The organism is Jannaschia pagri (assembly GCF_019655435.1).
Taxonomy (GTDB): Bacteria; Pseudomonadota; Alphaproteobacteria; order Rhodobacterales; family Rhodobacteraceae; genus Jannaschia; species Jannaschia pagri.
Window position 1 is genome coordinate 39626 of sequence record NZ_BPFH01000008.1, and the last position, 24409, is coordinate 64034.

Annotated in this window: 23 protein-coding genes; 1 reads left to right on the top strand and 22 read right to left on the bottom strand. The window is 66.0% G+C overall.

All coding sequences use genetic code 11. The annotated features are described in order from the left end of the window. From K5R33_RS17365 to K5R33_RS17445, 17 genes are all read right to left on the bottom strand, one after another. Entirely contained in the window at positions 1-1473 is a 1473-nt protein-coding gene (locus tag K5R33_RS17365; RefSeq protein ID WP_220750412.1) for a sigma-54-dependent transcriptional regulator, read from the bottom strand. Then, positions 1473-2288, bottom strand: coding sequence for a hydrogenase nickel incorporation protein HypB (hypB, locus tag K5R33_RS17370; RefSeq protein WP_220750353.1), 816 nt, complete (start codon positions 2286-2288; stop codon positions 1473-1475). The genes K5R33_RS17365 and hypB overlap by 1 nt, the downstream gene beginning before the upstream one ends. Beyond that, positions 2288-2629 (bottom strand): hydrogenase maturation nickel metallochaperone HypA/HybF, encoded by a 342-nt coding sequence (locus tag K5R33_RS17375; RefSeq protein WP_220750354.1) that lies wholly within the window; start codon positions 2627-2629, stop codon positions 2288-2290. The genes hypB and K5R33_RS17375 overlap by 1 nt, the downstream gene beginning before the upstream one ends. Next, positions 2622-3503: a hydrogenase expression/formation protein HupK gene (locus K5R33_RS17380; RefSeq protein ID WP_220750355.1), complete on the bottom strand. Its 882-nt coding sequence runs from the start codon at positions 3501-3503 to the stop codon at positions 2622-2624. Before K5R33_RS17380 ends, K5R33_RS17375 begins: the two co-directional genes overlap by 8 nt. Then, the gene (hybE, locus tag K5R33_RS17385) at positions 3503-4300 is read right to left on the bottom strand and encodes a [NiFe]-hydrogenase assembly chaperone HybE (protein WP_220750356.1); all 798 of its coding nucleotides are present in this window, start codon (positions 4298-4300) and stop codon (positions 3503-3505) included. Before hybE ends, K5R33_RS17380 begins: the two co-directional genes overlap by 1 nt. After that, on the bottom strand, positions 4297-5124 hold the full coding sequence (locus K5R33_RS17390) for a hydrogenase expression/formation protein (RefSeq protein WP_220750357.1): 828 nt from the start codon (positions 5122-5124) through the stop codon (positions 4297-4299). The genes hybE and K5R33_RS17390 overlap by 4 nt, the downstream gene beginning before the upstream one ends. Further along, positions 5124-5513, bottom strand: coding sequence for a thioredoxin domain-containing protein (locus K5R33_RS17395; RefSeq protein WP_220750358.1), 390 nt, complete (start codon positions 5511-5513; stop codon positions 5124-5126). Before K5R33_RS17395 ends, K5R33_RS17390 begins: the two co-directional genes overlap by 1 nt. An 11-nt stretch (positions 5514-5524) precedes the next feature. Further along, positions 5525-5839, bottom strand: coding sequence for a HypC/HybG/HupF family hydrogenase formation chaperone (locus K5R33_RS17400; protein ID WP_308442990.1), 315 nt, complete (start codon positions 5837-5839; stop codon positions 5525-5527). A 7-nt stretch (positions 5840-5846) separates the two neighbouring features. Then, positions 5847-6455, bottom strand: coding sequence for a HyaD/HybD family hydrogenase maturation endopeptidase (locus K5R33_RS17405; protein ID WP_220750360.1), 609 nt, complete (start codon positions 6453-6455; stop codon positions 5847-5849). 276 nt (positions 6456-6731) lie between these two features. After that, positions 6732-7514 (bottom strand): Ni/Fe-hydrogenase, b-type cytochrome subunit, encoded by a 783-nt coding sequence (gene cybH, locus K5R33_RS17410; protein ID WP_220750361.1) that lies wholly within the window; start codon positions 7512-7514, stop codon positions 6732-6734. Further along, entirely contained in the window at positions 7511-7705 is a 195-nt protein-coding gene (locus K5R33_RS17415; RefSeq protein WP_220750362.1) for a hypothetical protein, read from the bottom strand. Before K5R33_RS17415 ends, cybH begins: the two co-directional genes overlap by 4 nt. 13 nt (positions 7706-7718) lie before the next feature. Next, the gene (locus K5R33_RS17420; protein ID WP_220750363.1) at positions 7719-9512 is read right to left on the bottom strand and encodes a nickel-dependent hydrogenase large subunit; all 1794 of its coding nucleotides are present in this window, start codon (positions 9510-9512) and stop codon (positions 7719-7721) included. Positions 9513-9515: 3 nt separating this feature from the next. Continuing rightward, the gene (locus K5R33_RS17425; protein ID WP_220750364.1) at positions 9516-10613 is read right to left on the bottom strand and encodes a hydrogenase small subunit; all 1098 of its coding nucleotides are present in this window, start codon (positions 10611-10613) and stop codon (positions 9516-9518) included. Between the two features lie 194 nt (positions 10614-10807). Then, the gene (hypF, locus tag K5R33_RS17430) at positions 10808-13027 is read right to left on the bottom strand and encodes a carbamoyltransferase HypF (protein ID WP_255588517.1); all 2220 of its coding nucleotides are present in this window, start codon (positions 13025-13027) and stop codon (positions 10808-10810) included. After that, positions 13024-14445, bottom strand: a complete 1422-nt coding sequence (locus K5R33_RS17435; protein WP_220750365.1) for a nickel-dependent hydrogenase large subunit — start codon at positions 14443-14445, stop codon at positions 13024-13026. The genes hypF and K5R33_RS17435 overlap by 4 nt, the downstream gene beginning before the upstream one ends. After that, complete coding sequence (locus K5R33_RS17440) at positions 14442-15434, bottom strand: NADH-quinone oxidoreductase subunit B family protein (RefSeq protein WP_220750366.1); 993 nt, start codon at positions 15432-15434, stop codon at positions 14442-14444. The genes K5R33_RS17435 and K5R33_RS17440 overlap by 4 nt, the downstream gene beginning before the upstream one ends. Continuing rightward, positions 15431-16744, bottom strand: coding sequence for a sensor histidine kinase (locus tag K5R33_RS17445; RefSeq protein WP_220750367.1), 1314 nt, complete (start codon positions 16742-16744; stop codon positions 15431-15433). The genes K5R33_RS17440 and K5R33_RS17445 overlap by 4 nt, the downstream gene beginning before the upstream one ends. A 142-nt stretch (positions 16745-16886) precedes the next feature. Between K5R33_RS17445 and K5R33_RS17450 the strand changes: the two genes are divergently transcribed. Beyond that, a complete protein-coding gene (locus K5R33_RS17450) occupies positions 16887-19061 on the top strand; it encodes a selenide, water dikinase SelD (protein WP_220750368.1) in 2175 nt (724 codons plus the stop codon). Here the strand turns inward: K5R33_RS17450 and mnmH are convergent. The 5 genes from mnmH to aroQ all read right to left on the bottom strand — a co-directional run bounded on the left by mnmH (position 19058) and on the right by aroQ (position 24299). Next, positions 19058-20143 (bottom strand): tRNA 2-selenouridine(34) synthase MnmH, encoded by a 1086-nt coding sequence (mnmH, locus tag K5R33_RS17455; RefSeq protein WP_220750369.1) that lies wholly within the window; start codon positions 20141-20143, stop codon positions 19058-19060. The genes K5R33_RS17450 and mnmH overlap by 4 nt on opposite strands. A 634-nt stretch (positions 20144-20777) precedes the next feature. Further along, complete coding sequence (locus K5R33_RS17460; protein WP_220750370.1) at positions 20778-21710, bottom strand: sensor histidine kinase; 933 nt, start codon at positions 21708-21710, stop codon at positions 20778-20780. Beyond that, on the bottom strand, positions 21707-22384 hold the full coding sequence (locus tag K5R33_RS17465; RefSeq protein WP_220750371.1) for a response regulator transcription factor: 678 nt from the start codon (positions 22382-22384) through the stop codon (positions 21707-21709). Before K5R33_RS17465 ends, K5R33_RS17460 begins: the two co-directional genes overlap by 4 nt. Continuing rightward, positions 22381-23754: a DUF4153 domain-containing protein gene (locus K5R33_RS17470; protein WP_220750372.1), complete on the bottom strand. Its 1374-nt coding sequence runs from the start codon at positions 23752-23754 to the stop codon at positions 22381-22383. The genes K5R33_RS17465 and K5R33_RS17470 overlap by 4 nt, the downstream gene beginning before the upstream one ends. A gap of 122 nt (positions 23755-23876) precedes the next feature. Beyond that, positions 23877-24299: a type II 3-dehydroquinate dehydratase gene (gene aroQ / locus K5R33_RS17475; protein ID WP_220750373.1), complete on the bottom strand. Its 423-nt coding sequence runs from the start codon at positions 24297-24299 to the stop codon at positions 23877-23879. Positions 24300-24409: the final 110 nt, after the last annotated feature.

The window sequence follows — 24409 nt, forward strand, 5'->3', positions numbered from 1 at the left end:
CTAGTCCTCCTCCGATGACACGGCGTGGGGTTCGATCCCGTACCGGTCCAGTTTTGCCCTCAGGCCCACGCGGCTCAGCCCCAATTCGGTGGCGGCGCGTGATTTGTTCCATTTGCAGCGGGTCAGGGTCTCCCGCAGGATGCGGGCTTCCATCATCTCAACCCGGTCCTTGAGTGTGCCATCCAGCGTGCCCACCTGCGCCGCCTCGCGGTCGGCACCGGTTTCACCCGGCTCCGCCTGCAGGATATGGCGAGAGATCAATTCGGGGCCCAGGGTCATCTCCTGCGCGAGGACCAGCATCCGCGTCACCTCGTTGCGCAATTCGGGAATGTTGCCGGGCCAATCGTAGCCCTCCAAGAAGTCCAACGCGGCATTGGAAAACCCGCGCGCGGGCTTGCCATGGGCGTCCGCCGCCTCCGCCAGGAGGCGGTCGGCCAGCAACGCGATGTCGCCCGGACGCCCGCGTAGGGGCGGCACGGCAAGTTCTGTGACCGCCAGCGCATAAAACAGATCCGTGCGGAACCGCCCGTCGGCCACGGCGGCGCGCAGGTCGCCATGGGCGCCCGCGATCAGCCGCGCGCGGCTAGTCAGGGTCTCATGCCCCCCGATGGGGTCAAAAGCGCCTTCGGTCGCCACGCGCAGCAAGGCGATCTGCATCCCAGGCGACAGGCTGTCGATCCCATTGAGGAACACTGTGCCCCTATCGGCCCGCTGCAACAGGCCCGTCCGTGCGGGCGCACCATCGCGCAAAGCCCCACGCTTGGCGCCGAACAACTCCAGCCGCAGCACATCGTCGGTTAACCCGGCGCAGTTCAGCTCGTAAAACGGTCGATCCGCCCGCAGCGATCCGTAGTGCATGGCCCGCGCCAGGTCGGTCTTGCCCGTTCCAGGCTCGCCCGCGATCAAGACCGGTACGTCGAAACTGGCGTAGTGACGGGCCAGTGCGATCGTGGCGTTCAGCGATGAATTCGGCCCGCGCAGCACCTTGTCGAACCCCAGCCCCTCCTGGAGGGCGCGCCGCTGTTGCTCCAGCTTGGCATCAGCGGTGGAGCCGAGATAGCGCATCTCCAGGGACATACGTTCATGGTCGCGGGCCAGTTGAAAAAGCCGGGCAGCGTTCCGTACCGCCATGAGCAACTGGTCAGGGTGCCAGGGCTTGGTGATGAACTGGTAGATCCCGGCCTCGTTGATGGCCTGGATCATGTCGTTCGACTCCGTGTAGCCGGTGACGATGATGCGCACCGTCTCGGGCCAACGGTCGCGCATTTCGGTCAGCAGTTCGATGCCCGTCTTCCCCGGCATCCGCTGATCCGACAGGACGACCTGGACCCAGTGTTCCTCCATGAGCGCCCAGGCCTGTTCCGCGTTCCCGGCCTCCAGCACTTGAAAGTCGTCCTCCAACGCCATGCGCATGGCGGCGACGGAGTGCGGCTCGTCATCGACGACCAGAACCGTGGGCAGGGTGGTGGCCATCAGGCCGCTGCCTGCGCCCGTTGGGCCGCCAGCCAGCCGAGCCACGCCTCCATCCCCTCGCCAGTGCGGGCCGAGATGCGGATGACGTCGATGGTTGGGTTCACACGGCGCAGGTTCGCCTCATAGAGGTCCAGGTCCACGTCACAATGGGGCGCCAGGTCGATCTTGTTGAGCAAGGCCACGCGCGAGGCGGTGAACATATCCGGGTACTTCAAGGGCTTGTCCTCGCCCTCGGTTACCGACAGGACGGCGACTTTGGCCGCTTCGCCCAGGTCGAAGGCCGCGGGGCACACCAGATTGCCGACGTTTTCGATGAACAGGGTCGTGCCGGGGGCCGGGTCCAGATGGTCCAATGCATGGCCGACCATATGGCCGTCCAGGTGACAGCCCTTACCGGTATTCACTTGGCAGGCGGGGGCGCCGGTGGCGCGGATGCGTTCGGCATCATTGGCGGTCTGTTGGTCGCCTTCGATCACAGCCACGGGGCCGGTCCCCGCCGCCTGCATCGCCCGGATCGTCGCGCAAAGCAGGGTCGTCTTGCCCGATCCGGGGGACGACACAAGGTTCACCGCCAGGATGTCCAGCGCGGCCATCCGCGCCCGGTTCGCCGCCGCATGGCGGTCGTTTTGCGACAGGATACCGGTCTCGATCTCGATCAGACGGTCCTGGGACATGCCCGCCACGGCGACACCGGCAGGCCCCTGACCGAAATGCAGGTCCTGGCCGCGGTGATGATGGTGATGGTGGTCGTGGCTGTGATCGTGGGGCGTCTGTCCCTCGACCACGCTATCGCCGCATCCGCAAACGGTACACATCACGCCACCTCCATATCTTTTACGCGCATTTCGTCCCCTCCCTCGGGCATCAGCTTGCCGCCGCCGCAATCGGGGCAGGGGGCCAAGCGGTCGTTGATCTCCACGGGTTTGGCGCAGTCAAAGCACATGGCCCGCCCGGGCAAGTCGATCACCTCAAGCACGGACCCTTCGGCCTTGGAGCCGCGCATCACGACCTCCCAGGCGAAATCCAAGGCGCCCCGTTCGACCCCTGCAAAGCGCCCGAGTTCCAGCCGCACGCGGGTCACGCGGGCGATGTCAGGCGCCGCGGCGGCGTCTTCGACCACGCGGCGGATGCCTTCGCAGATCGACATTTCATGCATGGGTCCCCTCCCGCAGCCGCACGGGGCTGCATGGATCCAGAATATCCAGTAAAAGCGGTGCCAGTCCCGCTTTTTCCGCAGGCAGCGACGACAGGGCGCGGTCTAGGATGCCCTCCTGCGCCAGCAAATGATCCGTTGGGGTCACTCGGGCGAAGGCGGTCACGCAGCCATCCTCGACCGTCAGCGCGATCCCATAGAGGCCACGGGTCGCTGGCACCACGGCCCAACCGGGGCCTGTCGTGGGGGCAGGCAGGCAACCATCCATGGCGGCCTGGACATCGTAGACCCGCGCCACCGCGCGCCAAAGCGGACCCTGTCCAGCGCGGTCCCCAAGGGCGCGTAACGCTGGGTGATCCGCGTGCCGCGCCGCCACCGAGTTCTCGCCCGCGTGGATGTCCCAGATCGTATCGGCCGTGACCCGTGGCGCCTGTGCGGCTGCTTCGCCGGGGTCAAAGCACCCGGCGATACGGCGCAGGACGGGGGCCACGCCCAGGTCCGAGGCCACAAAGCCGTGCAAGGCCTCTCCCGTTTGGGGCGCATGGCCTGTGGGTCCGAAAACCGCCTGGGCCAAATCCGCGCCCCCGTCGGCCCAGCCCGGCGGCAAGGGCAGCGGGGCCATGCCGAAGTGTCCGGGCCAAGACACGAACAGTTTCATCACGTGGTCGCGCAGGACCTCTGCCGCGATGCCGTCCGTGGTCACGGGCTTCCCCAAGGCCGCCTGCACGCCTGCACCTTGGGCCGCGCGACACAGGGAAAACAGGCGCGGCAACAGGGCCTCAACCTCCGCCACCGGCTTGCCCAGAACCATACGGTCGATGGGCAGCGGTGGGGCGGCTTGGGCCCGCAGGCGTGTCTGAGGCCCTGCGTCCAACATCAGGCGGCGTCGCCTGCGGGCGCCTCGGCCAGACCGCCGGTGATGACGGCGCGACGGCTTGGGGTCGGGTCGAGGGTCTCCGCTTCGTCCTCGGCCGTTGGGGGGGCCAACTCCGCCTCTCGGGCGGCGCGGATGTCTGCGGTGCGGTCCGTCTCGGCTTGGTTTTCTGCGTCGAACAGGGCGACCATGACCGCGCGGGCCACATCGACCGCATCCTTCTGGGTCTTGAACTCGCCCATGGGCGAAAACAGCGAGCACGCCTTATAGCCGCCAACCATCTCCCGCGTGTTATGCAGGAACTCATAGGCGCCAGAGGGGAAGGTTATGACCTCCTTCTCTCCGGCGACGAGGTCCGACCAATCGGCACCATCGGGCAGCATCACCAGGTTCATGAACCAGGGGCTGATGAGAACGCCCAGCAGGGTGCCCTCATGGACGCGGAAGCCAACGGCCTCGACCGAGAGGGCTTTGTTCACGATGGGAACATCGCGCATTTTGGCGTGCCAGACCTCGGTGAAGTCCGCGACCAGCCGGTCGGTGACGGCGGCGATGCGCTGGGCCTCGCGCACGGCTTCGGCGCCCGGGTCCTCGACCACCATGAATTGGGCCTTGGGCGCGTCGCAGCCGGGGCAGGACCAATCGTCCGGCAGGGCAAAGAACGGGGTGCCTGGGTCCACTTGGCGATAGTCGTCGCCTTCCGCCGGGTCGTAGGGCGTCCAGCAAATCTTGCATTCCATGATGGCCTGGGGGCTGATTTTGTCCTTGGCGCCCAGGAAGCTGCCCTCAAAACCGCTCATAGGATCGCCTCCCGCACCTGGGTCAGACGCTTGCCGCTGTCGGCCAGATCCTCGGCCGCGGCGAGCGCCACCTCCGGCAGATCACCGACCTCGAAAGTGTCCAGGATCAGGCTGTCCATGGAGTTGAAGAACCGGACGCGCCAGACATGGGGCGTGGCCGTGGCCTGGACCCGGCAATTGCCATAACCCCGCGATAGGATGTCCGTGGCCCCACGCCCTAGGCGCGCATCCAGCCAGTCCAAATCGCCCTCGGTGTGGGGCAGGAGGGTCAGGTTCACAACATGGGGCGTCCCGCCGGTATAGGCCGCGCTTTTGTCCGTCAGTTCGGCTAACAGCGAAGGCGCATTGACCACCTGCGGGCCCGGCGCCTCGTCGGAGGCGGGGCGCACGGGGTCGAAGGCGCGGGTGCGGGCCGCCTCGGGCGCCTGGGCGACTTCGATCCGGTCGATGCCCGCTGCCGTGATGCACCAGATCCCGGCAAAAACGCTTTCCTGTACCGACAGCGCCGGGCGCCCGTGCAGCTTCATCGCGACCTCGCCTTCGCCCATGGTCTCGGCCACCAGACGGCGATTGTCTGCGTCGAGGCCGGACAGATCGAAGACCTCTGGCGCGCCACCATCGGCCACACGGGCGCAGGCGGCGGCCACCTTGGCCAACAGGTCCAGAGCGGCGTCCAACCCAGTGGTTTCCTCCACCATGGGGATGCGCGGCGCATAGGTCACCATGTCGCTGGGCATCTGCATGTATTCGAGCGTCTCGCCCCCCTCATCGGTTTGGGAGCCGGGGCCGAACCCCGTGGGCGGCATCTGGAAATCGCGGATCATCAGATCGCCTCCTCAGCGGCGGGTTGGTTCAGGAAATGGGCGGTGCGGGCCATGTAATCGTCCCAGTCGCGCACCTTGGGGATTGCGCCCAAGCAGCGTCCGTCCCGGTAAAAGATCAAAGACGGCGTCTTGTGGGCTTGGCCGTCGTCCTTGGCGCGGGCCTCGGCCTCGCCCGCGACGACCGCGCAGTCGAACCGACCTTGGAACGCCAGCCGCAACTCCGGCAGGATCACGGCCACATCCGCCGTCTCCAGGTTGCGCTTGGGATCGCCGGGGCAGAAGGCCACATGCACCCCCTCGCGGGCGGTCCAGTTGGAAAGGGCTGTCGCCTCGGTCAGATGGGGCCAGCCCATCTCCTCGGTCAAACGGTCGATCAACGGGTGTCCCATGGCGCCCTCCCTCAGGCTTTGGTCTGTCCGGCGGCCTGGGCGGCGGCCAGGTGCGGGGGCAATTGTGGCCCGCGTGTTTCGATGTCGGCGAAGGCGTCGCCCAACTCGCCGCCCTGCATGAGGCGCCCAAGGCCAGCCAGCGCCGCGCGGATCAGATCGGCGTCCCGCTCGGTCAGCACCTCACGCGCGGCGCCAAGGTGGGTCAGGACCCAGGTGCCCGGCGTTTGCGTGCCGACCAGCGCCAGGTCCACCGTTTCGCGCCGGGCGCCATCGGCGGCCACGGCGGTCAGCCCATCCACGGTTTCGATCCGCAGGGGGATGCCCATGCACATTTCAGGCGCCCTTGGGGAAGAAGCGCGCGTCGCCAGTGCGACACGCTTCGGAGGCCGTGGGCCGTCCGCCCTCATAGGCGTCGTGGCGGATGGAGACGTCGGCGAGGTTGTCCGTGATGGTTTCGCCGTCCGCGCTGGCGAAGCCCTCGGCGGCTAGCCAGTCGCGGGCAATGCGCACCGCTTCGGGGATACGCGCGGCGACAACCGGGCGCAGGCCGCCGCCGTAGTCTTCAAGCTCTTCGGGCTGGCACCCCACCAGCAGCAGACGCGCGGGGCAGGTTCCCATCAGTTGCGACGTGGCGATGACGTCTTGGAAGCCCGTTTGATGGAGGCTCATCTTTTTGGCGCCCATGAAGCGCGGGACCTCATCGTCTTCGACGATCTTCATGGTGCCAGGCGTCAGGCCGTAATCGACGGCGTCGAACACCAGCAGCGTATCGGCCGCGTCCAAAAACGGGAGGAGGTAGAGGCCCTGGGTTCCGCCATCCAAAAGCGTCACCTCGGGGCCGAAGGTCGCTGTCTGAGCTAAATGCTCCACACAGCGCACACCAAAGCCTTCGTCGGCCCAGAGCACGTTGCCGATGCCCAGGACCAGAGCCGTTCCGGTCATAGTCTTCCTCCCTTGGGTGGCCGGGTCGGTCTGACGATCCGGCTGCCTGGTTGTCAGGTTATCGGTTCAAGGTCAGGGTGGATCATGATTTTCCATCAAAACGAGATTTCTATTAAATAGCTGTGTTTATTTGATAAAAATCAAGAAGAGGTTATAAGTATCAACGGCAACTGAATGGATAGTATCCAATATCTAGAAAATTCGAAAACTATGTGTCCACCCATGAAAAACGGGCGCCGGAGCGCCCGTCCACTGCTCTTTCCGAGTCGGTTGCCCCTATTCCACTCGGTCGTCCTTGAACGTCCGATGCCCGGAGATCATCGTCGAGACCATGGATTGGCGGCTCATGATGTCTTCGCGGATGGCGGCGTAGATGTGGATCATCATGAAGATGATGATGAACCACATGCCCAGGTGGTGCAGTTGGTGCAGCACCATCGTGTTGCCCACGTAGGCGATCAGGGGCCCAAAGATCCGTTCGGCCCAGGACCCGGCGCCCAGCCCTTCGGCGTACATGGCAAAGCCGGTCACGATCATGAAGGTCATGCCGACGGTCATGAACAGGAACATGGCGATCTGCGCCAGCGGGTTGTGGCCCACGTATTTCTTAGGCGTGTTGGTGGCGAAGGCGTACCATTTCACCTCGTGCCACAGCTCCGCCCAATAGGCGCGGCGCCAGACCGGCACATAGAACATCTGCCGCGCGTGGCTGTTGCCCATGAACGCCCAGTAGATGCGCCCAAAGAACCCGACGGTCATAATCATCGCCGCCGCAAAATGGGCAAAGCGGATGTAGCCGAAGATGAACTGATGGGTCGCCTCGGCGATCTCGACGGTGGGCAGGGGGCTGCCGATCAGATAGCCGGTGGCGATCAACACCATGATGCAGCCCGCGTTGATCCAATGCCACAGGCGCACCGGCGCCTCATAGACGTAGACGCTGGTGCGGCGTTGCAGGGTGGCGCGGTCGGCGTCGGTGGCGTCGCCCGTCAGGGGCGCGGTGGGATAGACATCCACCGCGCCGCGGGGGACGGCGACCTCGGTCGGATCGTCCTTCATTCCCGCGCCCTCCAGATGGCCAGGGCCGCCGCCAGGGCGATAACCGCCACATAGGGCGCCAGGTGCAATAGGCCGTGGGCCGCGCCCGCCTCGGGGTGGCCGCCGTGGGCCAGAGCGGCGCCGGGCGTCGCCAGCACCATGCCCATCAGGCAGAGCGAGCGTGCTTTTGTTGGTCGTTGTGCGTGTGTCATCTCCACTCCTCCCTCAGCGGACCTTGACGGTCGTCAGCTCATCGCCGTCGGGCGACATGACATGGGTCGAACAGGCCAGGCAGGGATCGAAGCTGTGCAGGGTGCGCAGGATCTCCACCGGCTCTTCGGGGCGCTCCATGGGCGTGTTCATCAGGCTGGCCTCAAAGGCGCCGATGTTGCCCTGGGTGTCGCGGGGCGAGCCGTTCCAGGTGGTGGGCACCACGCATTGGTAATTCTCGATCCGCGCATCTTCGATGCTGATCCAATGGCCGAGCGCGCCGCGGGGTGCCTCGGTCATGCCGACGCCGCGGGATTTCGGCGGCCAGGTCGAAGGCTCCCACTTGGCGATGTTGGCCGTGGATTCGTCGCCGTTGATGCAGTTCTTGACCAGCTTGTCGAAGAAATACTTTTGCAGGCGCCCGCAGTATTCGGACTCCAGCGCCCGCGCCGCCGTGCGGCCCAGGGTCGAGAACAGCGCCTCCACCGGCAGGTCCATGGTGCGCAGCAAGCCGTTGACCTGATCGCTGATGTCCTCGTGGCCTTGGGCGTAGCCCACGACGTAGCGCGCCAATGGCCCGACCTCCATCGCGTGGCCTTTCCAGCGGGGCGCCTTGATCCAGGAATACTTGGCGGCCTCGTCCAACTCCTTGATGTTGGTCTTGGTGCCCTTGGCGTTGGGGCCCAGTTCGAACTTCGCCTCGGTGACGCCGTCCCAGGGGTGCAGGCCGACGCCTTCCTCGCCATATTGGTACCAGGAATGATCGACGAACTCCTGGATCTGCTCGGGGTCGCGGACGTCCACCTCGTGGACCTGGGTCAGGTCGCCGTTGATGATCGCGCCGCGCGGCAGATACAGCTGCTCGGGCGAGAAGTCGTTGGGATGCTCCGGGATGTCGCCGTAGGCCAGGCAGGCCTGGGACGACAGACCGCCACCATAGAGCCAATTCTTATAGAACCCGCCGATGGCGATCACATCGGGCACGTAGACGTTCTTGTTGAACGCGTCGCACTTGTCGATGATCGACGAGACGAGGTTCAGCCGTTCCATGTTGATGGCACCCGTGGCGCCGTTGCCGTGCAGGTTGATCGGGCAGGGCACCCCGCCCACCAGCCAATTCGGATGGGGGTTCTTACCACCAAAGATCGCATGGACCTTCACGATCTCTTTCTGAAGGTCGAGCGCCTCCAGATAGTGGGTCGTGGCCATCAGATCCGCCTCTGGCGGCAGTTTGTAGGCCGGGTTGTCCCAATAGCCGTTCTTGAAGAGGCCAAGCTGGCCCGATTCCACGAATTGCTTTAGCCGGTTCTGCACGTCCCGGAAGTAGCCGGGCGAGGACAGCGGGTGGCTGGGCGAGACAGCCTGCTGCAATTCCGACGTGGCCTTGGGATCGGCGCGCAGGGCGTTGATCGGGTTCACCCAATCCAGCGCGTGCAGGTGGTAGAAATGCACAACGTGGTCATGGATCTGCAGGTTCAACTGCATGATGTTGCGAATGGAGTTGGCGTTGTCGGGGATCTGGATGCTCAGCGCATCTTCCACTGCGCGTACCGAGGTCAGCGCGTGGGTGCCCGTGCAGACGCCGCAGATTCTTTCGGTGAAGGCCCAAGCATCGCGCGGATCGCGGCCCTTCAGGATGACCTCCAGGCCCCGCCACATGGTACCGGTGGAGACGGCGTTGCGGATAACGCCTTGTTCGTCCACGTTCACTTCGCAGCGCATGTGACCCTCGATCCGGGTCACGGGGTCGACGACGATGCGCTTGCCTGAATTGTCGAGCGTATAGCCGTTGGGGGTTTGCACGACCATGGATCAGGCCTCCTCGTTTTGCGTCGGGGCGTCTTGGGTTTTCTTCTGGGCCGATTTCAGCGCGCTGACGGCGGCGTGCAGCGCGATGCCGCCGCCGACGACACCGGCGGCCGCCATACCGACTTGATCGGCATTGGATTCGACCCCGAACTGGGTCAGGTCCGTGACGCGGTCATAGAACGACCCCTGGTCCCAGAACCCATCCTCGGAACAGCCGATACAGCCGTGGCCCGATTGGATGGGGAAGGACGTGCCCTCGTTCCAGCGCACCGTTGAACAAGCGTTGTAGGTGGTCGGGCCTTTGCAGCCCATCTTATAGAGGCAGTAGCCCTTGCGCGCGTATTCATCGTCCCATGTCTCGACAAACTGGCCCGCGTCGAAGTGGGGACGGCGATAGCATTTGTCGTGGATGCGCTGGCTGTAGAACATCGCCGGGCGGCCCTGACGGTCCAACTCGGGCAGGCGGTCGAAGGTCAGCATGTAGGTGATGACGCCGGTCATGACCTCAGCGATGGGCGGGCAGCCCGGCACCTTGATGATCGGCTTATCGGTGATGACCTTGTGCACCGGCGTGGCTTGGGTCGGGTTCGGCTTGGCCGCCTGCACACATCCGTAAGACGCGCAGGCGCCCCAGGAAATCACGGCCTTGGCGTCCTTGGCGGCATACTTCAGCTTTTCCAAGAACGGCTTACCGCCCGAGATACAGAACATCCCATCTTCGGCCAGGGGCGGGTTGCCCTCCACGGCCAGGATGTAGTTGCCCTTGTACTTCTGGATGGTCTCTTCAAGCGCGGCCTCGGCCTGGTGACCGGCGGCCGCCATCAAGGTGTCGTCGTAATCCAGCGAGATCATCGACAGGACCACATCCTTGGCAAGCGGATGAGCCGAGCGGATGAAGCTTTCGGAGCAACAGGTGCATTCCAGCCCGTGGACCCAGATAACCGGCGTGCGCGGTTTCGTCTCCATGGCGTGGGCGATCTTGGGGACGAAGGCGGGGCCAAGCCCCAGGGCCGCCGCCGTCAGCGAACAGTATTTCATGAAGCTGCGTCGGGTGATCCCCTGACTGCGCATGACCTCGTAAAAGGTTTCGATTTGGCTCACGGGCGGCCTCCCTCGACGCTTGCCGGGTCCAATGGGACTCGGTCCTCCGAGGGTAACTTGCATGGTGTGCCACGGTATGCGGGGTGAAAAGGCCGGTGGGTGGTGGGTCTGATATTTGTAGAAATATCAGACGTGTAAGGAGATCGAGCGCCGCGTCGAGCGGTAAGGATCTAACCGGCCCGGTCGCAGCGCGGTCAGCCCGCTTCCAGACGTGCCAAGGCCACCAGCGCCTGACCATAAGCGAGGCCGCCGTCGCCTGGCGGCACCTCGCCCGGCAGGCACAGATCTAGATCGGATAGGGCTTCCGCCACCAGCGTGAGCAGGGTGACGTTCTGAAAACACCCCCCCGACAGCGCGACGGTGCGGGTCCCGGCCTGGGTGGCGACCTGCCGTGCGGCTCGGGCGACCACATCGGCCAAGCCTGCGTGAAAGGCGCCCGAGATTTCTCCCACGTCGCGGCCCGCGTCCAGATCCCGCGCCAGCGCGCGCATCATCGGGGCAGGGTCGATCACCTGCCCATCCCAGCCGAACACATAGAGCGCGGCGGGGCGTGCCACGGCCTCCAGGGCCATCGCGGCCTCACCCTCAAAGCTCTGCCGGTCCCCACATAGGCCGAGACAGGCTGCCACGGCATCGAACAACCGCCCCGCGGATGAGGACAAAGGCGCCTGTGGCCCCCCCACCATGCGCCGCGCCACGTGCAAAGGATGGTGCCCAAACAGCCGGTCGGCCAGCGCCTGCTCCCCCGCCGCGTCCAGCCGGACGAGGGCATTGCGCCAGGGCTCCGACTGGGCCCGGTCTCCGCCGATCAGCGGGGCGGGCGTCAGATGGGCGGCCCGGGTGACGGCGCCATAGCCGCCCATAAGGATTTCACCGCCCCACATCGTGCCATCCGGCCCCAACCCAAGCCCGTCCAGCACGATGCCAACGGCCACCTCGCCACGCCAACCGGCTTCGCCCAGGGCGGCGGCCATATGGGCATGGTGATGTTGCACGTCGATGACGGGAACACCCAACCGGTCCGCCTTGGCCCGCCCCAGGCGCGTGGACTGAAACGCGGGGTGCAGATCAACGGCAATCGCTTCTGGTCGATGGTCGAACAGGTCCGAGAGGTCCTCATCCGCGCGGGTGTAGTCGGCCAACGTCAAGGGGCTGCCCAGATCGCCGATGTGATGGGACAGCAGGGCTTGGCTGCCCTTCGTCAAGCAAATCGCGGCCTTTAACTCACCACCAGCAGCGAAGACCTGGGGTCCATCCAAGGGCAGGGGCAGGGTCCCCGGCACGCGTCCCCGCGCCCGTCGCATCACGAAAGGGCCGCGCGGACCGATGGCTTCGACCCCGTCATCCAAGCGCCGCGCAATATCGCGGTCATGCATGAGGAACGCGTCGGCAAAAGCCGCCAGGTCCCGGCGCGCGGCGTCATTGTCGGTCACTTGGGGATCGCCGGAGAGGTTGGCGGAGGTCATCAACAAGGGCCTCCCAACCGCACGCAGCAGTAAGTGGTGCAGCGGTGTGGCGGGCAGCATCCAACCCAATCGCGCCTGTCCAGGGGCCACGCCGTCGGGAAGCGCGTCGCCCTGCATGGGTAGCAAGACGATGGGTGCCGCAGGGTCCGTCAGCCGCGCCTCGGCAGCCGCGCCGACCTGTGCGTACCGACCAATCATGTCGAGAGAGCCCATCAGGGCAAAGGGTTTCGCAGGCCGCCGTTTGCGCCTGCGCAAGGTGGCAAGCGCTGTGGCATTCGTGGCGTCGCAGGCCAGGTGGAACCCGCCCAACCCTTTGATCGCGACGATGGCGCCAGCGCGGAGCAAGGTGGCGGTGGCGGTGATCGGATCTCCGTCGTGGTCCGGCTCCAACCAGAGGCGTGGGCCGCAGGCGGGGCAGGCAATGGGCTGTGCGTGGAACCGCCGGTCGCGGGGGTCGTCGTATTCCGCGGCGCAATCGGCACACATGTCAAACCCGGCCATGGTCGTGTTCGCGCGGTCGTAGGGCAAGGCCCTCAGGATCGAAAGCCTTGGGCCGCAGTTCGTGCAGTTCGTGAAAGCGTAGCCCGCCCGTCGCCCGGACCCGCTGATTTCCTCCAGGCAGTCCGCACAGGTGGCCGCGTCCGGCGTGACCCGCGTGTCGGCCCCGCGCGGTCCGCTTTGGATGATCGAGAAGCCCTCGGCCAAGACATCCGCCGGGGTGCTTTCGACCGCATCGACGCGGGCTAGCGGCGGCGCCTGACCGCTCAGCGCGGTTTCAAAGGCGTCTAGGGCATCGCCCGCCACATGGATCAAGACACCTTCGGCGTCGTTCGCCACGGTGCCGCGCAGACCCATGTCATGGGCCAAACTCCAGACAAAGGGACGAAATCCCACACCTTGCACCTGGCCACGCACGCGGATGCGGCGTCCCTGCGCCGGGTCGGTCAATGGACCGTACAGACCATGCAGGGGTCGAAGCTGCGGACCACATGTTGGGTCGCTAGCGTCGCGTCCTCGCCATCGGCGGGCGTGCCCTCAAGCGCGGCTTCCAAAGGACCGGGCTGACCAGCGGCATCGCGCGGTGAAAAGTTCCAAGTCGTGGGCGCCACGATTTGATAGTTGGCGATCCTGCCATCCTCGATGCGAACCCAATGCCCAAGCGAGCCGCGCGCCGCCTCCACAAGGCCAACACCATGGCCTTGCTGAGGAAGGGTCACGTCGGACATGAACGCCGCGCTTGGGTCGATGGTGCGCACCCAGTCTTCCAGTTGGATCTGCGTTCGGGCGATCTCTAGCAGGCGCCCGCCAATCCTGGCACGCACCCCGCCCTCGACCGCCAGGGCACGCGCCAAGGGGTGACCATCCACGGCATGCCGCGCCAAGGCGCCGACTTCGGCGGTCCGTCCAGCCAGACGCGGTGCCTTGCACCAGCTATAGGCGCTGTCGGCCATGTTCTCATCGGGCTCGGTCAAGCCGTCGTAGGGATGGGCCGCGTCCCCCAACATCCAGGAGCGTGTCAGATCCTCGGCAATGTCGCCTGGGTCCACCCGCGACACGGCGCCCTCAGACAGCATGCCGGGCTTCGTCGCACGGCCGTTAAACATGGGATAGGCGCCGAACGACATGTATCTCTGGGGACCAATCCCCAGGGCCGCCAGATCTAGGTCTTTTGCGATCTCTAGGAACAGGCCCGCATCACCCGTGGACCAGGCGGCAAACTCGGCGACCGTGGTCAGGCCCGCGAAGGCTTCGAGGGAGTCGCCAAACAGCGCCTGTTCCAGATGGGCGCGGAACGCCCGGAGCGTCGCCCCCATGCGTACCTTGTCCGACAGCGTGGGGGTACGCGTCATGCCCCCGGGTTGGATGGCCAGCGTATGGGGCCATTTGCCGCCCAACACGCCGGTGATGTGCATCAGCTTGGCGCGGGCCTCGACCGCCGCGCGTGCGCCGCTGCCCTTGGTGGCGGTAAACCGTTCGACCGCGCGGGCATGCCAAGGACGGCCAGCATAGGCCGCGCGGGCGAAGTCCGGCATGAAGAATAAATTGAAGTGCGTGACGTGGTCGGCGAGGTTCTCGACACCATGGAGGATCGCAGCCGCCAGTTGCGCCTGGGGCGGTGGGGTGGCCCCCGCCGCATCGGCCAGGGCGAAGGCTGCCGCCGCCGATTGGCTAATCGAACAAATCCCGCAGATCCGAGGCGTAATCGTCAGCGCGTCACGCGGGTCGCGGCCTTGCAGCATCACTTCGAACCCGCGAAACAGGGGCGCATTCACCTGAGCGGATCGCACTCGACCGTCTTCGATGTCGAGCGTGACCTCTAAATCGCCTTCGACCCGATTGAACGGGCCCACAACCAGTCGCGTCATGTCTTCTCGCGTTTGGGTTGCGGGGGTACGGTGATCCGGTCTGAGGTCGCATTGGTCCCGATCCGCTTCGGCGTCGCCGCCTTGGAGAGGGACGCAAGGGCCATGAACCAGGCCTTTGGCATATCCGTCGGCAGCCCCACCGGAATCCCCGCAATCTTTGGGGTTTCGGTGAAGGTCAGGCGCGGGCTCTCGAACTCGGGCGCGGTGCAGGCGATGCAGGGATAGCCGCCCCGTGTGCAGGACCCGGACCCGTTCCAGGGGCGGATGTTGCAATCGCCAACGGCTTGGGTGCCGATACACCCCAAGTTTTCCATCATGCAGCCCATGTCAGATAGTCGTTCCGCGCTGGCCTTATACTCGTAGAATTCGTTCTTGGGGCAAGCATGGTGCACAAGATGATCGGCATAGAACCGGGGACGGCCCAACGGGTCAAGCGCATGTTCGGAAATAACCCCGTCGACCAGCAACATAAGGGTCTCGGTCACCCAGTTGGGATGCGTCGGGCAGCCCGCGATGTTGATCACCGGCAGGCCCGCCGGGTCGCGGAAATCGGGGGAGAGAACGCCGCCCTCCAGCGCGCCGTCGTATTGCAGGCCCATGGCTCCGGCGGGATTGCCGCCTGCCGCAGTCATCCCACCGTAGGCCGCGCAGGTGCCCACGGCGACCACGTGACCGGCCAAGGGGGCCAGATCGCGCACCCAGTCCAGCATCGACCGTCCGGTGCCCGCGAACATCTGATAGCGACCCGTGCCCTTGGGCCCCGTCACGACGGAGCCTTCGATGGCCAGAATGTCCAAGGGAACCCGCCCCTCCAGCACATCCGCCAGCAGGTCACGCACTTCGGCGCCCGTGGCCTCTGACAGGGCAGGGTGCCACAGCAGGTCGATCCCTGCGCCGTCCAGAACGTCGAGAACACCGGGATTCTCAGCGCAGAGCAGGGACATGGTACAGCCTCCGCAGCCCGCCGATTGCAGCCAGAGCAGGTTCATCGGGGGGCCTCCAGCGGCAGGGTCAAATCAAAGCGTGTGCCGGTCTCGCAGGGGATCAGGCGCAGGGTGCCGCCATGTTCCTCGGCAATCTTATGGCTGATGGACAGGCCAAGGCCCGTGCCCGCGCCCACAGGCTTGGTTGTAAAAAACGGGTCGAAAATGCGCGCGGCGGCATCCTCGGGAATGCCGGGGCCGTTGTCCTGCACAGTAACCAAAGCCATGCCTCTAGCGCGGCGCAGCGTCACCTCAACCTTTGGGGCGCGATGATCGGTCAGCGCGTCCATGGCGTTCTGCACCAGGTTCATCACCACCTGCTGTACGTGGCCCGAATTGCCCTGCACCGTGAGCCCGTGGTCCACGGTCACCGTCACGGGCACACCGGACTTGGATCCGCGATCGACCCATTTCACCGCCACCTGCACCGCTTCGGCCAGGTCAAACGGCGCAATGGCACCGCCTCCATCGCCCGATAGGCGGCGCAGATCGTCCACGATGTCGCGGACCCGCTCCGCCCCGTCGCGGGCGCCGTCGATGGCCACGCGCAAGTTGCGCAAATCCCGCTCCAGCTTCAGATCCTGGCGCATGGCCACCAACTCCGCCCGCGGCGCGCCCGCTTCGACGGCGGCGAAATACGTCTCGAACCGTGCGAGGTATTTCTCCAGCGCGTGGGTGTTGGCGTAGACGAAGCTGATGGGATTGTTCAGCTCATGGGCCACCCCCGCCAAGAGGCGGCCGAGCGACGCCAGCTTTTCGTTGCGCACGATCTGGGATTGCGCCTCTTTCAGGGCCTGGTGGCTGTCTTCCAGTTCGGCGTAGGCCTGGCGCAACTCCGTCAACGGGCGCGCCAATAGGACGAAACCGTTGACGCGCCCCGCTTCGGTCATGCGCGGAAAGATCGCCACGTCAAAAGGGGCTGCGCCGTCGATCCCAGCCATCTGGCCCTCGAACCGCACTGTGGTCCGCGTTAGCCGTGCCTCTTCCAGGGCGGCGTCGGCGGCGGCCCGGTCTTCGGACACGAACAGATCGCAGGCCGCCCGTCCGGCGAGTGTGTCCGGTGACACGCCAAGCAGGTCCGCCGTGGATTGGCTCGCTTGCCGACAGGCGCCGTGGCGATCCAAGACCGCCATGACGTCGCCAATCGACGCTAGGATCGACGCAAGCAGGCGGCGGTGGCTGTCGAGTTCGGCGTTCTGCGCCTCCAGCCGTTCCTGGTAGCCGGTCAATTCGGAATAGGTCTGATCGACGGCGGCCAGAACCTCCGCCCAGGCTTGGGGCGGCATCGCATCGGTGGAGAAGAGCGAGGTCGACATGGGGACAGCCTACGCGACCAAGCGCCGCACGCCAACCGATGCTAAAGGCGCAAGACCGATCACGGTCCCGTGCCCGGGCCTATCGCCCCTGCGCGGGCCTGGATAGACCGAAGCCGATGACCAACGACCGAGGCTTAGCCCCATGCGCGCCGACACTCCGCTCACCCAAGACCTGCTTTTGATTGGTGGAGGGCATGCCCATGCGTTGGTCCTTCGTCGGTGGGGGATGGACCCGCTGCCTGGGGTGCGGCTCACGGTCATAAACCCGGGCGCGACGGCCCCCTATAGCGGGATGCTGCCGGGCCATGTGGCGGGGCACTACAGCCGCGCGGCCTTGGACATCGACCTCGTGAGGTTGGCCCGATTTGCGGGCGCTGCGGTCATCGACGGATACGCCCAGGGGATCGACCCCGAAGCCCGCCTGGTCCATGTGCCGGGACGTGCGCCGATTGCCTATGACGTGGCTTCGCTGGATGTGGGGATCCACGCGGAGATGCCAGAGGTCCCGGGCTTTGCCGACCATGGGACGGCGGCTAAACCGCTGGGACACTTCGCCGACCGCTGGCGCGACTTCCTCGCCCGCGCCTGTGCCGGGGCCGTCGCGCCCGAGGTTGCGGTGATTGGTGGCGGCGTTGCGGGCATTGAACTGGCGCTGGCCATGGCCCATGCGTTGCGCCAAGGCGGGTGTAAGCCCGAGGTCACCGTCGTGGAGGCCGCCGAGGCTCTAACCGGCGTTGGCGACGCCGCCGCAGCGCGTCTGCGGGCCGCGATGGCCAGCTATGGTGTGACCCTTCGCGCGGGTGTTCGCGTGATGCAAGTGGAGGCCGATCACCTGCGCCTGGACGACGGCAGTAGCTTACCCGCACGGTTCACCACAGGGGCGGCGGGTGCGCGGCCCCATGGCTGGCTAGCAGCCTCGGGCTTGCCACAAACCGATGGCTTCGTGCGCGTCGACAGCCGCTTGCGGGTCGAGGGGTTCGATGACCTCTTTGCCGTCGGCGATTGCGCCCATATGACCCATGCCCCGCGCCCCAAGGCGGGGGTCTTTGCCGTGCGCCAAGCGCCCGTCTTGCACGGGAACCTGCGCGCCGCGTTGCGCGGCATGGGCGGGCTGACGCCCTTCGTGCCCCAAAAGCGATATCTGAAACTCATTTCGCTGGGCGGGCAGGAGGCTTTGGCGGAGCGGGGCGGGCTGACCCTGTCGGGACCCTGGCTCTGGCGAGTGAAGGACCGCATCGACCGGGCCTTCATGGATAGCCTCAACGACTTGCGGCCCATGGCGCCTGACCCCCTCCCGCAGGAAAGGGCCCGCGGGGTGCGGGAGTTGTCAGCGCCCCTGTGTTCAGGCTGCGGGGCTAAGGTCGGAGGCCATGCCTTGTCGGATGCTTTGGCCGGGCTGGCGGGCCCCCAGCGTGATGACGTTCTGGCTGGACCGGGCGATGATGCCGCCGTGCTGCGCCATGGAACTGGGCAGCAGGTCCTGACGGTCGACCATCTCAGAGCGACAACCGGCGACATGGATCTGTTTGCCCGAATCGCGACCGTCCATGCCCTGGGCGACGTCTGGGCCATGGGCGCGGCGCCCCAGGCGGCCCTGGCCAGCGTGACCCTGCCGCGCATGTCCGAGCCCCTGCAACGGCGCAGCCTGGACCAGATCCTGACCGCCGTATCGGAGGTCTTGCGCGCAGAAGGGGCCGACCTTGTCGGGGGGCATTCCACCATGGGCGCCGAGATGACCTTGGGCTTGAGCCTGACGGGTTTGACCGAGGGCGAAGGTATCGGGCAGGGGGGCGCCCGACCGGGGGATGCCCTGATCCTCACACGGCCCCTGGGGGCGGGGACGCTTCTGGTGGCGGAAATGGCCGGGCGGGCCTCTGGTGATGATATTCTGTCGATGCTGCATCGGATGGCGCAGCCCCAGGGCGCGGCGGCGCGTCTGTTGGTCGGCGCAGGAGTTCGGGCCATGACCGATGTCACAGGCTTTGGGCTTGCCGGACACCTCATGTCCATGTGCCAAGCCAGCGGCGTTGCTGCCCATGTGGATCTGGCGGCTCTGCCTATCTACGCCGGGGCGGAAGTTGCGCTTGCCGCCGGGCACCTCTCGACCCTCCATGGACCGAACGCGCGTCATGTGCCTTTGGCCACGGAGACCCCAAGGGCCGCGCTGCTACACGACCCACAAACAGCGGGTGGTCTGTTGGCGGCGGTGCCCCAAGCGGCGGTCGCGGACGCTTGTGCGGCCCTGGTGGACGCGGGCCACACGGGCGCGGTTATCGGTGAGATTGTGGCTGGGGCGCCTCGGATCACCCTGTCTTAACGGGACGCCTCTGACGGTCCGGAGGCCTGCAACGCAGTGCTATCCGTGGCGAGGCTCAGGGCTTGATCAGCGGCGCGGGCCAGGTCCTCTGGTCCGAGATCGCCAAGCTGAAGCGTCCCAAGCACGCGCCGATCCGCGCCGGAGGGGCGGGCATAGCGGGGATCATAGTGGTCACGGATCAGCGCCTCGGCCAGGGTGGTGAGCGTACCCGTGCGCGCAAGGTCGTGCCACTCTTCAATTCGGTCTCGCGGATGATAGGGGCGTAGCCTGTCGATCCGGTCGGCCAAAAGCGCCGCATCGGCGGTGAGGTCCGGGTAGGTCGTCAGCAGAAAACGCGCGCGCGCCGCCGCAGGCGCCTTGACCTGGATCACCGGAGCCTCGGACATCGCGCGCCACACCGATGGCGGTACTTTCAGCCGCCCGATGGCGTTGCTCTCGGCCTCCAAAAACACGGGGCGGTCGGGGGACAGATCATGGAGAACGCGGGCCAATCGGCTTTCGAACATCTTTTGGGCAGGCTGCTCTTCGGCCAGCCCCCCGAAATTGGAGCCCCGGTGCCGGGCCAGGTCCTCCAAGTCGACAACCTGACCGCCCGCCTTGGCGATGGCTTGCAAAAGCTGCGTCTTGCCCGTCCCGGTTCCGCCGTCGACCACGATCAGCCGGTGCGGCAGAGCGGCCTCATAGAGCTGGGCATGGACCAAGTGGCGATAGCTGCGGTAGCCCCCCTCAACCACCCGCACCCGCCAGCCAATCTGAGCGAGGATGGTGGCGAAGGACCCAGACCTTTGCCCGCCGCGCCAGCAATAGGCCAGCGGGCGCCAGCCGCCGTCCCGGTCCGCCAGAGCGCCTTCGATATGGTTGGCCGCGTTCCGCGCCACCAGAGCGGCCCCGATCTTGCGGGCCAGGAAACGGCTTTCGCGCACGTAGATCGTGCCGACCCGCGCCCGCTCCGCATCGGATAAGACGGGCAGGTTTATCGCGCCTGGAATGTGATCGACGGCGAACTCCGATGGCGCCCGGACGTCGATGATATCGTCGAAGGGCAAGGTGGCGTCGGGCAACGCGGTGAGGCTGTGGCGCATGGGGTCTCCTCCGAAGCGTGAGGGAACAGGTCAGGCCCTTGGCGTCAACCGATTTGGACCTGTGGGGCCGTCGTGGGCGTGGGAGCATCTCGGTCAGGTACGGAGGCAATGGCCTGTGGAGGATGATCGCTGCGCCGGTGAGGCCACGGTTCGAGAGAGCGGCAATGGACCAACGGGGCGGGTGCGGTTTGGTTTCAGCTATAATCCGGCACAACGTGCGCAAGCGCTGCGGCGAAGCGCGTTCTCGGACAATTCGATCAGTTCTCTGGCGCCTCTGGTCTCGCTGAATTGGTCACTGGGCGTTTTCAACGGCGCATGCTTTGTTGGTGCCAAACAGGCATCGCCGCGCGGAGTGGGCCAATCCTAGCCGACGTCGCGACGTCACTCGGCAAAGTGCCTTTTCGGGCTGCATTTGTATGTAGGAGTAACGGGCCAGGCATCGCTCAACTGGCAGACATCCCATGCGCCGACGCCTAAGCATATCCCAACAGGGTCATTGGTCAGCCATTCTCTGCATCGGGTGCGTGTTAAAGACGGTCCGGTTCCTCTTCGCCTAGTGCTCCAGCACCGGCTATCGGTTGCTTTGCGCGCAAAGCCCGCATCACCCGACTCAGTTCAACGGAGTGGCGCCGATCTAAGGCGCATCCAAGCGCAGCGTTAACCCAATGTCCGAGGCGACCGTTTGGATGGTCCAACCATGGGTCGATAGAAGGGCCCGCACGATGGACAGGCCCATGCCAGTCCCGCCCGCCTCCCGCCGCGTCGTGAAAAAACTATCGAACAGACGGGCCGCATTGCCGGCGCTGACACCCGGACCCGTATCGCTGACCGTGATGCCCTGGGGATCTGCCGAAACCGTGACCGTGGCTGCGCCGGCCTCCGCTGCGTTCGTCAGCAGGTGCCCGAGAACAACCCGAAGCCCGGAGGCGGCGAGCGGCAGCGGCACCTCCACCCCATCAAAGACCGCACCAGGGTGGAGCGCCGCCAAATCGTCCGCGACCTCCGCTAAGCAGGACGACCCGGCGTGCCCGGGCTCCTGCGCGGCGGACATCTGGCGTAACGCTGCCAACTGGGCCTCCATCTGTGTGGTCGCGCCGGTAATCTGTTGTAGGAGCAAGGGGTCCCGGTGCCCCCCGTCCTCCAAAAGCTCTGCCGCGGCGCGGATTGCGGTCACAGGGGTCTTCAGCTCATGGGTGACGTGATCGGTATAGGTTCGGATCGCGGCTTCGCGCCCCTGCAAGGCACGCCCCATCTCAACCACGGACATGGCGAGATCCCGCAACTCTCGGGTGCCGAAATGGCGCGGCGACTGCGCCACCCCGCCTGTGCGCATGGCGCGGGCCTGTTGGGCCAGGGCGTCCACAGGGCGCAGCAGCAGTCTGACCAGCAGCCATCCCAGCAGCGCCGTACAGCCCGTGATCGCCAGGGCGAGCAGGACGGCGGCTTGGCGAAACCCAATCTCCGGCCCCAAATAGCGGAGGGCGACCAAGCCCAGGAACGACACCAGCAGCGTGCCGCCCAGGCCGCCAAAGACCACAAACCAGAGCGACGGGCGCCACTTGCTCATGTGGAGCAGGGGCCGAGGCGGAGGCCGACGCCATGGACCGTCTCGATAGCGTCGTGGCATCCGGCTGTGGCCAGCTTTGCGCGCAGATTGCGCACATGGCTGTCCAGCGTGCGGTCAGAGACCGGGCTGCCCCGACCAAAGACCGCATCCACCAGCGCTGGGCGGGCTTGAACATGGTCGGGGCGCGTCGCCAGTTGCAGCAGGATCGCCATCTCCGTTGCGGTCAACGCCACCGGTGCCCCGTTTAGGGTACAGCCGTGGCGCGCGGGGTCGAGGACCAGGGCCCCCTGCGTGAGGCGGCGTGGCGTGGACGGGCGGCTTCGTTTCAGGATCGCTGCGACGCGAGCGACCAACTCGCGGGGGCTGAAGGGTTTTGTGACATAGTCGTCGGCGCCAAGTTCTAGCCCCACCACGCGGTCGATTTCGTCGTCACGGGCGGTCAGGAACAGGACGGGGACTTCATCCCCTCGGGCGCGGAGCCTGCGACAGACTTCAAAGCCGTCATGTTCCGGCAACCCCACGTCCAGCACGATCAAGTCGGGTGTGTCGCGCGCCGCCCGGTCCAAAGCTTGCTGCCCGTCCGAGGCTGTCACCGTCTGGTGCCCAGCGCGGTCCAAGGCGATGCGCACCAGATCGCGCAGGCGTGGGTCATCATCCACGATCAAGATCTTCATGGCAGTGCGCTTTCCATGCGGTCCAACTTGGCGCGGACGGCGGCTTTGTGAAAGCCCCAGTCGCGCCAGCCTACGATCTCTGGCCCAGGTGTCGGGCAAAGCCCTGGGCTGTCGGCGGCAATGACAGCATGGGCCGTGGGGGGCAGGCCGCAAAGGTAGGCTAGGTCGAGTGGCCCATCGCGGGCCAGGCTATGGCTGGCGATGAACGCGGCCATGTTGATGAGGCTCACCCCATAGAGCGTGGCCACCGCTAAGGCGGCCCCCCGCGCCAACAGCCATCGGGTCGACCGCCGCCGTGCGACTTGCCACAGGGCCAGCAGCAGGCCGCAGGCCACCAATGCCATCCAAACGGCCGCATGGAACCTCAGATAGGTCAGGCCATAGGCCTCGACATAAATCCACAGCCGCAGGACGGAGGAGGCCGTCAGTCCGAGGTTTTGGACAATCCATACGGCCAGCAACCACCGCAAGGTTCGGGCGCTGTCGGTAAAGGGCCGTGCCACCAGCGAAAAAGCGATGGCCAAGAGCGCCGTCGCCAGCAGGGGATAGGCCCCCCGGTGGGCATAGCTGGCATAGGTCATCCCCTCAGGCAGGGCCGCACCGCCCCAAAGGTACGCCAGATCGGTGACGGTTTGCAGAGCCATGACGCCGTTGAACACCACGAGCGCCCGCGCCACGGAGGCCGCGTTAATCCCGGCTGTCGGGTGCGCGGCAGGCTGTTGCTTGCGGTCAGCTAAGGGCACACCGCGCAGTAGGGGCCAGATCATCGTCGCGACGCCGATCCAAAATAGCGCCCGCCAGGCCAGAGTCGCGCTGTCCACCTCCACCCGTGTCGCCAGAATCACCCAATCCCTTAGGACGGGGTTCGCATCCGCCAGGAGGCTCACGAGAACCAGGGCCCCTCCGATTGGAAGCGTCCAGGTGCCGAACCAGGCCGAGGCGGTCCATCCGGTCATCGGACGGCGCAGTCGCGCGCTTGCGGTCACGGCATCCTGAGGAGCGAGGATCAGCATCATGAGCAGCGGACGCAGCCAGGTCTCGGGCCGCCCATGGACCCAGGCGAGCGTAAACAGCAGAGCGGCGCCCAGCAGCGCGAGCGACAGGACTTGGGGGTGGATCACGACTGGCAAACAGCCAACAGCGAGGAGAAGGGCAGGCCCCAGAACTTGGCGCAGAGGACGTGGACGACACCAGAGCGCCGCGGCAAAGATCCCCAGGGCCAGGGGCACGGCGGCCACCCCGAAGGAGTGGTCGAAGAGCAGCCAATCCGCGACTGGCAGCAGCACGACCAGGGCCAGTCCGGCCCGCGTCGCATGCTCTGGAAGGGGTGGGCGAGTGGGGCACTGGTGTCCGTCGGGTGTGGCGTGCATGGGACCTCCGATATCTGATGGACATCGGGTTAGGCCCAGGGCGGCTACGAAAGCCGCCGGACGCTCATGCAGATTATGTGCAGGGTGCCTGCCAGCGTCAGAGGCGGGCTATGGCGCGGGCGTTACAGCCGCGCCGCAAGCCAGCGAAGGGCTGCGAAGTATCCCTCGATCCCGAGGCCCGCGATCACGGCCTCGGCCCGGCCACTGACGTAGGAGTGGTGGCGAAAGGCTTCGCGCTTGTGGATGTTGGAGATGTGCACCTCCACCACGGGACCCTCAAAGGCCGACAATGCGTCCAGGATCGCCACCGAGGTGTGGGAATAGGCGCCCGGGTTGATGATAATGCCGTCCTGCGTGCCCCGTGCCGCCTGGATCCAATCGACCAACTGGCCTTCATGGTTCGATTGCTGAAACGTCAGGTCGGCCAAATCCAAGGCCCGGGCCTGGGCCTCCACATCAGCCAGGGTATCGGCGCCGTAGATATGCGGCTCCCGCTGTCCCAAGAGGTTCAGGTTGGGGCCGTTCAGGATCAAGATTTTGGCCATGGTGCCTCCGCGCATTCTGAGGCGGGGCTATCCCATGGGCGGCGCCGCGCCTAGGGGGCATCGCTGGACTTAAGGATCTGGGAAATGCTTAGGGCCAGAATGCCACATGG

Excerpts from the sequence above, each read along its gene's own strand:
- K5R33_RS17365 (WP_220750412.1), bottom strand. The coding sequence starts at position 1,473 with ATGGCCACCACCCTGCCCACGGTTCTGGTCGTCGATGACGAGCCGCAC.
- hypB (WP_220750353.1), bottom strand. The coding sequence starts at position 2,288 with ATGTGTACCGTTTGCGGATGCGGCGATAGCGTGGTCGAGGGACAGACG.
- K5R33_RS17375 (WP_220750354.1), bottom strand. The coding sequence starts at position 2,629 with ATGCATGAAATGTCGATCTGCGAAGGCATCCGCCGCGTGGTCGAAGAC.
- K5R33_RS17380 (WP_220750355.1), bottom strand. The coding sequence starts at position 3,503 with ATGTTGGACGCAGGGCCTCAGACACGCCTGCGGGCCCAAGCCGCCCCA.
- hybE (WP_220750356.1), bottom strand. The coding sequence starts at position 4,300 with ATGAGCGGTTTTGAGGGCAGCTTCCTGGGCGCCAAGGACAAAATCAGC.
- K5R33_RS17390 (WP_220750357.1), bottom strand. The coding sequence starts at position 5,124 with ATGATCCGCGATTTCCAGATGCCGCCCACGGGGTTCGGCCCCGGCTCC.
- K5R33_RS17395 (WP_220750358.1), bottom strand. The coding sequence starts at position 5,513 with ATGGGACACCCGTTGATCGACCGTTTGACCGAGGAGATGGGCTGGCCC.
- K5R33_RS17400 (WP_308442990.1), bottom strand. The coding sequence starts at position 5,839 with ATGGGCATCCCCCTGCGGATCGAAACCGTGGATGGGCTGACCGCCGTG.
- K5R33_RS17405 (WP_220750360.1), bottom strand. The coding sequence starts at position 6,455 with ATGACCGGAACGGCTCTGGTCCTGGGCATCGGCAACGTGCTCTGGGCC.
- cybH (WP_220750361.1), bottom strand. The coding sequence starts at position 7,514 with ATGAAGGACGATCCGACCGAGGTCGCCGTCCCCCGCGGCGCGGTGGAT.
- K5R33_RS17415 (WP_220750362.1), bottom strand. The coding sequence starts at position 7,705 with ATGACACACGCACAACGACCAACAAAAGCACGCTCGCTCTGCCTGATG.
- K5R33_RS17420 (WP_220750363.1), bottom strand. The coding sequence starts at position 9,512 with ATGGTCGTGCAAACCCCCAACGGCTATACGCTCGACAATTCAGGCAAG.
- K5R33_RS17435 (WP_220750365.1), bottom strand. The coding sequence starts at position 14,445 with ATGACGCGACTGGTTGTGGGCCCGTTCAATCGGGTCGAAGGCGATTTA.
- K5R33_RS17440 (WP_220750366.1), bottom strand. The coding sequence starts at position 15,434 with ATGAACCTGCTCTGGCTGCAATCGGCGGGCTGCGGAGGCTGTACCATG.
- K5R33_RS17445 (WP_220750367.1), bottom strand. The coding sequence starts at position 16,744 with ATGTCGACCTCGCTCTTCTCCACCGATGCGATGCCGCCCCAAGCCTGG.
- K5R33_RS17450 (WP_220750368.1), top strand. The coding sequence starts at position 16,887 with ATGCGCGCCGACACTCCGCTCACCCAAGACCTGCTTTTGATTGGTGGA.
- mnmH (WP_220750369.1), bottom strand. The coding sequence starts at position 20,143 with ATGCGCCACAGCCTCACCGCGTTGCCCGACGCCACCTTGCCCTTCGAC.
- K5R33_RS17460 (WP_220750370.1), bottom strand. The coding sequence starts at position 21,710 with ATGAGCAAGTGGCGCCCGTCGCTCTGGTTTGTGGTCTTTGGCGGCCTG.
- K5R33_RS17465 (WP_220750371.1), bottom strand. The coding sequence starts at position 22,384 with ATGAAGATCTTGATCGTGGATGATGACCCACGCCTGCGCGATCTGGTG.
- K5R33_RS17470 (WP_220750372.1), bottom strand. The coding sequence starts at position 23,754 with ATGCACGCCACACCCGACGGACACCAGTGCCCCACTCGCCCACCCCTT.
- aroQ (WP_220750373.1), bottom strand. The coding sequence starts at position 24,299 with ATGGCCAAAATCTTGATCCTGAACGGCCCCAACCTGAACCTCTTGGGA.